8 protein-coding genes are annotated in these 9,294 nt (G+C 48.2%); all 8 read left to right on the forward strand.

The features are described from left to right. The first annotated feature begins 53 nt into the window (after positions 1–53). The 8 genes from ftsH to lysS all read left to right on the forward strand — a co-directional run bounded on the left by ftsH (position 54) and on the right by lysS (position 8,873). On the forward strand, positions 54–2,066 hold the full coding sequence (gene ftsH, locus IC21_RS15115; RefSeq protein ID WP_029141883.1) for an ATP-dependent zinc metalloprotease FtsH: 2,013 nt from the start codon (positions 54–56) through the stop codon (positions 2,064–2,066). Positions 2,067–2,219: 153 nt separating this feature from the next. After that, complete coding sequence (locus IC21_RS15120) at positions 2,220–2,990, forward strand: type III pantothenate kinase (RefSeq protein WP_017553409.1); 771 nt, start codon at positions 2,220–2,222, stop codon at positions 2,988–2,990. Between the two features lie 15 nt (positions 2,991–3,005). Beyond that, positions 3,006–3,887 (forward strand): Hsp33 family molecular chaperone HslO, encoded by an 882-nt coding sequence (hslO, locus tag IC21_RS15125; protein ID WP_017553408.1) that lies wholly within the window; start codon positions 3,006–3,008, stop codon positions 3,885–3,887. Between the two features lie 319 nt (positions 3,888–4,206). Next, positions 4,207–5,133 (forward strand): cysteine synthase A, encoded by a 927-nt coding sequence (gene cysK, locus IC21_RS15130; RefSeq protein ID WP_014096549.1) that lies wholly within the window; start codon positions 4,207–4,209, stop codon positions 5,131–5,133. Between the two features lie 228 nt (positions 5,134–5,361). Further along, on the forward strand, positions 5,362–6,183 hold the full coding sequence (folP, locus tag IC21_RS15135) for a dihydropteroate synthase (RefSeq protein WP_029141383.1): 822 nt from the start codon (positions 5,362–5,364) through the stop codon (positions 6,181–6,183). Further along, the gene (gene folB, locus IC21_RS15140) at positions 6,176–6,544 is read left to right on the forward strand and encodes a dihydroneopterin aldolase (RefSeq protein ID WP_029141882.1); all 369 of its coding nucleotides are present in this window, start codon (positions 6,176–6,178) and stop codon (positions 6,542–6,544) included. Before folP ends, folB begins: the two co-directional genes overlap by 8 nt. After that, positions 6,537–7,055, forward strand: coding sequence for a 2-amino-4-hydroxy-6-hydroxymethyldihydropteridine diphosphokinase (gene folK / locus IC21_RS15145; RefSeq protein WP_013858028.1), 519 nt, complete (start codon positions 6,537–6,539; stop codon positions 7,053–7,055). The genes folB and folK overlap by 8 nt, the downstream gene beginning before the upstream one ends. 330 nt (positions 7,056–7,385) lie before the next feature. Continuing rightward, positions 7,386–8,873 (forward strand): lysine--tRNA ligase, encoded by a 1,488-nt coding sequence (gene lysS / locus IC21_RS15150; RefSeq protein ID WP_019722065.1) that lies wholly within the window; start codon positions 7,386–7,388, stop codon positions 8,871–8,873. The last annotated feature ends 421 nt before the right edge of the window (positions 8,874–9,294 follow it).

The following is a 9,294-nucleotide window of genomic DNA, read 5'->3' on the forward strand; positions in this document are numbered from 1 at the left end:
CCACTATAGTACTATTGAATATAGTTTTTTAAGACCGTGGGAGGAGGTAAGGAATGAATCGGATCTTCAGAAATACAATTTTCTACGTATTATTATTTGTCGTCTTGATCGGGATCGTAAGTTTTTTTAACCGCAGCAACGAAACGACGGAAACGATATCCTATGATCAATTTGTTTCTTATTTGGATAATGGCAGTGTAAAGAGTATAACAACGCAGCCTTCAAGGGGCGTTTATGAGATCCGGGGCCTGCTGAAAGACGGCAATAAACAGTTTATTACGTATGTCATGGATGACCAGTCCATGCTGAACCGGATCGATAAAGCGGCGCACGATCAAAAAGTGAAAGTCGATGTCCTCCAGGCAAAAGAAACGAATGGATGGGTTTCTTTCCTAACGTCCATTATTCCGTTCGTGATTATTTTCATTCTGTTCTTCTTCATGATGAATCAGGCACAGGGCGGGGGCGGCCGTGTCATGAATTTCGGGAAGAGCAAAGCAAGGCTTTACAATGACGACAAAAAGAAAGTCCGTTTCCGTGATGTTGCCGGCGCGGATGAAGAGAAACAGGAACTTGTCGAAGTCGTCGAATTCTTAAAAGATCCGCGTAAGTTTTCCGAACTGGGTGCCCGTATACCGAAAGGCGTACTACTTGTCGGGCCTCCGGGAACCGGTAAAACATTGCTGGCAAGGGCAGTTGCAGGTGAAGCAGGGGTTCCTTTCTTCTCCATCAGCGGTTCAGATTTTGTCGAAATGTTTGTCGGTGTCGGTGCAAGCCGGGTTCGTGATTTGTTTGAAAATGCGAAGAAGAACGCGCCTTGTATTATCTTTATTGATGAAATTGACGCAGTCGGGCGCCAGCGTGGTGCAGGGCTCGGCGGCGGTCATGATGAACGCGAACAGACGTTGAACCAGCTGCTTGTTGAAATGGACGGATTCAGCGCCAATGAAGGGATCATCATTATTGCGGCAACAAACCGCCCGGATATTCTTGATCCTGCGCTTCTGCGGCCGGGGCGTTTTGACCGCCAGATTACGGTTGACCGGCCGGATGTCCACGGGCGTGAAGCTGTACTGCGTGTCCATGCGCGCAATAAACCGCTTGACCCGTCCGTCGATTTAAAAGCGATTGCCCAGCGGACACCGGGTTTTTCCGGAGCCGATTTGGAAAACCTGCTCAATGAAGCAGCGTTGATTGCGGCGAGGGCTTCCAAGAAAAAAATTGACATGCAGGACATTGATGAAGCGACAGACCGCGTCATTGCCGGACCGGCGAAAAAGAGCCGGGTCATTTCAGAAAAAGAACGCAATATTGTGGCCTTCCATGAATCTGGGCATACCGTTATCGGGCTCGTGCTCGATGAAGCGGAAATTGTCCAGAAAGTGACCATTGTGCCGCGCGGACAGGCCGGCGGGTATGCGATGATGGTGCCGAAGGAAGACCGTTACTTCATGACAAAACCGGAATTGCTCGATAAGATTACGGGGCTTCTTGGCGGTCGTGTATCCGAGGAGATTACGTTCGGTGAAGTGTCAACGGGTGCATCCAACGACTTTGAACGCGCAACCGGCATTGCGAGAAGGATGGTAACTGAATTCGGGATGAGCGATAAGCTCGGCCCTCTCCAGTTCGGTTCTTCGCAAGGCCAGGTATTTTTGGGCAGAGACATTAACAATGACCAAAATTATTCCGATAAAATTGCTTACGAAATTGATACGGAAATTCAAAATATCATCAAAACCTGTTATGAACGGGCACGGCAGATCTTGCTCGAACACCGCGACAAGCTGGAGCTGATCGCAAAAACGCTGCTTGAAGTGGAAACATTGGATGCTAAACAAATCAAGCATCTGTTTGAACACGGCACGTTGCCAGAACCGTCTGCGAAGCCACAGGATCCGGCTGAAATCGGCGGGACCGAGCCGCGCGTGAACCTGCAGCCGAAGCAGGGCGGCATAAAAGAAGTGGATCCAGGTGCCGGAAATAATTCGGATAACGGGATGCCGGAAGAAAAGCGCCCGGGGAAACTGGGGCCGTCAAGACCGGCAGATGATGACCAGCTTTAATATTGTGTAAAACCACTTTAAAAAGCACCGTCTGAAAAAAAGGCGGTGTTTTTTTATGGCAGCGGGAACCAAATGAAAGCATTCTCTAAATCACGGAGATTATGGTATGATGGTTGCATAAAAACTAAACAGAAAAACAAAGTGGTGAGCATAATGTTATTGGTGATCGATGTTGGGAATACAAACATTGTATTAGGTGTATACGATAAAGATGAATTAAAATACCATTGGCGCATTCAAACAGTAAGGGATAAAACAGAAGACGAATACGGCATGTCCATGAAAGCCTTGTTCCGCCATGTCGGCATTCACTTTAAAGATATTACCGGCATTATTATTTCTTCTGTGGTGCCCCCGATCATGTACGCACTGGAGCGGATGTGCAGCAAATATTTCCACGTTTCGCCGCTGATCGTCGGCCCGGGGGTTAAAACAGGGCTCGACATTAAATATGATAATCCGCGTGAGGTCGGGGCAGACCGGATTGTCAATGCAGTCGCCGGCATCCACGAATACGGCAGCCCGTTAATTATTGTCGACTTCGGGACAGCAACCACTTATTGTTATATTAACGAGGAAAAGCAGTATATGGGGGGAGCCATTGCGCCGGGCATCAGCATCTCGGCGGAAGCCCTGTACTCGAGAGCGGCAAAACTGCCCCGGATAGAAATCGCGAGCCCGGATGATATTATTGGCCGGAACACCGTCAGCGCCATGCAGGCAGGCATTGTTTTCGGCTATGTCGGGCAGGTTGAAGGTATCGTGTCCCGGATGAAAGCAAAAAGTAAAAAAGACCCGGTCGTCATTGCAACAGGCGGGCATGCGCCCCTCATTGCAAAAGAATCAAAAAGCATTGATATTGTCGACCAATTTTTGACTTTAAAAGGGTTGCACTTGATTTATAACCGAAACTTACAGCATTAAAGGAGGATTTTTCTTTTGGCGGATTATTTAATTAAAGCATTAGCGTATGACGGACAGGTCCGGGCATACGCTGCGGACACAACGGAAACCGTTGGAGAAGCGCAACGGAGGCACTACACCTGGCCGACGGCTTCCGCCGCGCTGGGCAGAACGTTAACAGCAGGGGCGATGATGGGGGCCATGCTGAAGGGGGATGAAAAAATTACGATCAAAGTGGAAGGCGGCGGCCCGATCGGTGTCATTCTGGTAGATGCGAATGCACACGGGGAAGTCCGGGGCTATGTTACCAATCCGCAAACCCATTTTGATTTAAACAAAAAAGGAAAGCTGGATGTCCGGCGTGCAGTCGGGACAGACGGGACGCTTACCGTTGTGAAAGACCTCGGACTGCGCGAGCATTTTTCAGGCCAGGTTCCGCTTGTATCCGGCGAGCTTGGCGAAGATTTTACGTATTATTTTGCCGCTTCCGAACAAGTGCCATCTGCAGTCGGTGTCGGGGTGCTGGTCAATCCTGACAACACGATTCTGGCTGCCGGCGGGTTTATCATCCAGTTGATGCCGGGAACAGACGAGAAAGTCATCTCGGAAATTGAAAATAAAATTTCCGATACCGCGCCGATTTCCGAACTCATCCGCGAGGGGCTTTCGCCGGAAGAAATATTGGCAAATCTGCTCGGCAAAGAAAATGTGCAGATATTGGAGAAAATGGCAGTACGGTTTGAATGCACCTGCTCCAAAGAAAAATTTGCTTCTGCCATGATCGGCCTCGGCAAACAGGAGCTCCGGGACATGATCGAGGAAGACGGACAAGCTGAAGCCGTCTGCCATTTTTGCCGCCAAAAATACCATTTCAGTCGTGAAGATCTGGAACAAATGCTTGAAGAAGCAAAAGGGTAAGGTAAAAGCCGTGAGGGCAGGAGATTTTCAGCAAAACGGCCTTCCTTTTCAGATGAATGCGGGCCCCTCGAGCGCGAATAGGCAGCTTTTAACCAAGTTGGCTAACCGGGGCCGGCCTGTTCGATTGCCGGAAGCTTGCCCCGCCGTTTGATCAAGAAGACCCGGCGCCAGTGGCTAAAAAAGCGACTCTTTGCCGTTTCCGTTTTCTTAGGCACTTTGTCATAGAATAGCAAGGCGTTTTGGTTGACAATTGCGTAAAAAGATGTTAATTTTTAGATATTAAACCAATAAAAATACTCGGAATATGGAGTGGATGATTTTGGCAAAGTATGTGAACTCTGTTGCTGAATTGGTCGGCAACACACCGGTTGTAAAAGTAAACCGTCTGACAAATGAAAATGATGCAGAAGTTTATTTGAAGCTGGAATATTTCAATCCGGCCAGCAGTGTCAAAGACCGGATTGCCCTTGCAATGATTGAAGACGCTGAACAAAAAGGGCGCTTAAAACCAGGCGACACCATTGTTGAACCGACAAGCGGCAACACGGGAATCGGGCTTGCAATGATTGCGGCTGCAAAAGGATACAAAGCTGTCATTGTCATGCCGGAAACAATGAGCATGGAACGCCGCAGCCTGCTGCGTGCATACGGGGCAAAGCTCGTTTTAACCCCGGGCTCTGAAGGCATTAAAGGTGCAGTAAACAAAGCGGAACAACTTGTAAAAGAAAACGGCTATTTTATGCCGCAGCAATTCAAAAACCCGGCCAACCCGGAAATCCACCGTTTGACAACCGGTAAAGAAATTATTGAACAAATGGGAGACCAGCTCGATGCATTCGTTGCCGGTGTCGGCACCGGCGGAACGATTACAGGGGCTGGCCAGGCGCTGCGCGAAGCTTATCCGGGCATCAAAATTTATGCGGTTGAACCGGATGACTCCCCGCTGTTGTCTGAAGGCAAACCGGGCCCGCACAAAATCCAGGGGATCGGCACCAACTTTGTCCCTGAAACACTCGATAAAGAAATTTACGATGAAATTATCCGTGTCACAACGGACCAGGCTTTCAAAGCGGCAAAAGATACAGCTGCAAAAGAAGGCATTCTCGGCGGGATTTCTTCCGGCGCTGCTGTTTATGCCGCGCTTGAAGTGGCGAAAAAACTCGGCAAAGGCAAAAAAGTGCTTGCCATCATTCCGGATACCGGCGAACGCTATTTGAGTACCCCGCTTTACCAGTTTGAAGACTAAGAACGGCAAAACCCGCGGAGGAACGGCCCCCGCGGGTTTTTCTTTTCGCAAACCTATGTATGCGGGTTGAAACGCAACCCCCTTCCTGCCTGAACAGTAAAGATTGGGATTTTCAGTGCAGGACCCGGGCCCGCTGCGGGAAGCCGGCATCTTTGCATATCGTATTAATCCCCGGCTGCGGATGTGGTAGACTATAATTATTGAACTGAGAAAAGGGGAGAACAGAAGTTGAAGTGTGGTCCGTTTACGTTCGACTTTACCCGAAAAACCTATGTGATGGGCATATTAAATGTAACGCCCGACTCTTTTTCGGACGGAGGGAATTTTTTTCAGCCTGAAAAAGCGGTGGAACATGCGTATCAGATGGTACAGGACGGTGCCGATCTGCTCGATATTGGCGGAGAGTCGACAAGGCCGGGGCATCAGCCGATATCAGCGGAGGAAGAACTGGACAGAATCTTGCCGGTCATTCATTCTGTGGCAGGAAAAGTCCAGGCGCCGCTTTCTGTTGATACGTATAAAGCGAGAACTGCGGAAGAAGCAATAAAAGCGGGCGCACATATCATCAATGATGTATGGGGGGCAAAACGGGATCCGGAAATCGCCGATGTAGCCGCACAGTACGATGTTCCGATTATTTTAATGCATAACCGCGAAAACCCGCAATATGAACATTTTATGCGGGACTGTTTGAACGATCTGTATGAAAGCATTACGATTGCAAAAAAAGCAGGTGTCGAAGACCGGCAAATCATCCTCGATCCGGGTATCGGGTTTGCGAAAGGTTTTCAGGAAAACATGGAAATGATGCGGAACCTCGACAAACTTGTTGGACTCGGCTATCCCGTCCTGCTTGCTGCTTCAAGAAAGCGCATAATCGGAAGCGTGCTCGGGCTGCCGACTGGCGAAAGAATGGAAGGCACCGGGGCGGTATGCTGCTTTGGCATCATGAAAGGCTGCCATATGGTCCGTGTCCACGATGTAAAACCCGTAAGCAGAATGGTGAAAATGATGGACGCCCTCGTCGGAAAAGGGGAACAGGATGGATAAAATTTATATTCATGATATGGAATTTTACGGTTACCACGGCGTATTGCCCGAGGAAAACAAACTGGGCCAGCGCTTCCGTGTATCCATCGTGCTTGGTCTGGATTTAAAGTGGGCGGGCGAAACCGACCGGCTGGAAGAAACCGTCAGTTATGCGGATGTCTATGCATGCGTGGAAAAAATTGTTGAAGGGCAGCCTTTCAAGCTCCTTGAAGCTGTTGCAGAAAAACTGGCTGCTTCCATTCTCGCTTTATATGAAAAAGTTGCGGAAGTCACAGTCAAAGTAACCAAACCGGACCCGCCCATTCCCGGCCATTACAAGTCCGTTGCGGTAGAAATTACAAGGAGAAGAAAGAATGGATAATCTCGCTTATTTGGCACTCGGATCCAATATTGAACCGCGATTTGATTATCTTCAGCACGCCGTCCGGTTGCTTGGAAACAACCCGGGCATAAAGGTTTGCAAAGCTTCATCCATTTATGAAACCGAACCTGTCGGGTACACAGACCAGGGACAGTTTTTAAACATGGCTGTCAAAATTGAAACGGGGTTATCCCCTTTTGGCCTGCTCGCTGCCTGCCTTGAGATTGAAAAAAAGTTACGGAGAAAAAGGAAAATTCATTGGGGGCCGCGGACAATAGACCTTGACATTTTGTTGTATAATCAGGAAAATATGAAAACAGAGAATCTTACCATTCCGCACCCGCGCATGCATGAACGGGCATTTGTTTTGGTTCCCCTCACGGAATTGGACAATGCACTTTGCGACCCTGTAACCAAAATCCCGTATGCGGAGCTGCTGAAAAAATGCGCAGACAAAGAAGGCGTCCGGCTGTGGAAACAGATCACAGGGGATACTGCTTTCTTGCCATAAAGGGTACCCCCGGGCATTTTAAACAACCCGGCGGCGGCTTTATACTGAAATACGGATTGGTGTATAACCGGTACGGAAACAACGACAGGCCATGTAACGGAGTACTGCCGGAGGAATCCCGGCAGTACTTGCTTGTATACATACAAAGAAAAAACCTGGTGAAAGGATGTCTGAACGCGAAAGATTGTGTACAATAATAGAGGTATACGTCTATAATGGCTAATGTTGGGCGGCAGAACCTTTCATACTTGAAGAGGGCGGAAAATAAGGAAAGACGTCTTTCCTTTTCTATCATATTGGCCGGCATTTTTAACGATTGGAGGAAAAAAGATGAGTGGCGAAAATATAAATGAACAGTATCTGGTCCGGAAAGAAAAAATGGAGGCGCTCCGCGAAAAAGGGGTGGACCCGTTCGGCAAGCGTTTTGAACGGACAACCGACACGGAAGAATTAAAACAAAAATACGGTGAATGCACGGAAGAACAACTGGAAGAAAAAGAGATTCCAGTTGCCATTGCCGGGCGGATCATGACAAAACGGCGGAAAGGAAGGGCCGGGTTTGCCCATATCCAGGACTTGAAAGGGCAAATCCAGTTTTATATTCGCCAGGACGCAGTCGGCGAAGAACAGTACGAGTTATTCAAAAGCACGGACCTTGGCGACATTGTCGGGCTTAAAGGCACGGTTTTCCGGACAAAAGTGGGCGAATTGTCCGTCAAAGTCAAAGAATTTATTCTGTTAACAAAAGCGCTGCGCCCGTTGCCGGATAAATTCCACGGCCTGCGGGACATCGAGCAGCGGTACCGTCAGCGTTATCTCGACCTGATTATGAGTGAAGAAAGTAAAAACACGTTCATTACAAGAAGCCGCATTATCCAGTCCATCCGCAATTATTTGAACAAGAACGGCTATTTGGAAGTCGAAACGCCAATGATGCATGCCATTGCAGGTGGGGCGGCTGCACGGCCGTTTATCACCCATCACAATGCGCTCGATATCGACCTTTATATGCGGATTGCGATTGAACTCCACCTGAAACGGTTGATTGTCGGCGGGTTGGAAAAAGTCTATGAAATCGGCCGCGTTTTCCGCAATGAAGGAATCGATACCCGCCATAACCCGGAATTCACGATGCTTGAGCTGTACGAAGCATATGCGGATTTTAACGATATTATGCAGCTGACTGAAAACATGATTGTGCACACAGCAAAAGAAGTACTCGGCACCACCGCCATCCGGTACGGCGAACATGAAGTAAATCTTGAACCGGAATGGCGCCGCCTGCATATGGTCGATGCAATTAAAGAATATACGGGCGTCGACTTCTGGAATGTGACAAGCACCGAAGAAGCAAGGGCACTTGCAAAAGAACACCATATTGAAATCACGGAACATATGGAATACGGGCATATCGTCAATGAATTTTTCGAGCAAAGGGTAGAAGAAAAACTGATCCAGCCGACTTTCGTTTACGGGCACCCGGTCGAAATCTCGCCGCTTGCTAGAAAAAATGAAAAAGACCCGCGGTTTACAGACCGGTTTGAACTGTTCATTGTCGGCCGTGAACATGCCAATGCCTTCACCGAACTGAATGACCCGATCGACCAGCGCGAACGTTTCGTGAACCAGCTGAAAGAGCGCGAGCAGGGGAATGACGAAGCGCACCAAATGGATGAAGACTTTATTGAAGCATTGGAATACGGCATGCCGCCAACAGGAGGACTCGGCATCGGCGTTGACCGGCTTGTCATGTTGCTGACCAATGCCCCGTCTATCCGGGACGTGCTGCTCTTCCCGTTAATGAAAAGCAGGGATTAAGCAAAGCAAAACTTACAAAAAGCAGCGGGGCAGGAACCGCTGCTTTTTGTAAACATCATTTTAATATAATATTAACGTTCAAGCGGCTGGTTTTTTGTGAATTGTATTGGCTACGGCCAGCGGTAAGCCTTTTTCTTGTTTTGCTGAAAGAGAGCAGGCTTCAGCTTGTTTGAAAAATAAATGGCGAAAAGCTGTTGCATTCGTACCAAATACATGGTATAGTATTATTCGTTGGCTAATTAAATGCCTGCTTAAAAATACAGATTTGAAAAAGTTGTTGACAATAGTATTTGTTTGCAGTAGAATATTAAAGTCGCTTAGAAAACAACTTAGATTGTTCCTTGAAAACTGGACAAAACGAAACGTCAAATTCTTTTTGAGCTTTTATCAAACATCTTTACTGAGAGTTTGATCCTGGCTC

It is taken from the genome of Heyndrickxia coagulans DSM 1 = ATCC 7050 (genome assembly GCF_000290615.1).
GTDB classification, from domain to species: domain Bacteria; phylum Bacillota; class Bacilli; order Bacillales; family Bacillaceae_C; genus Weizmannia; species Weizmannia coagulans.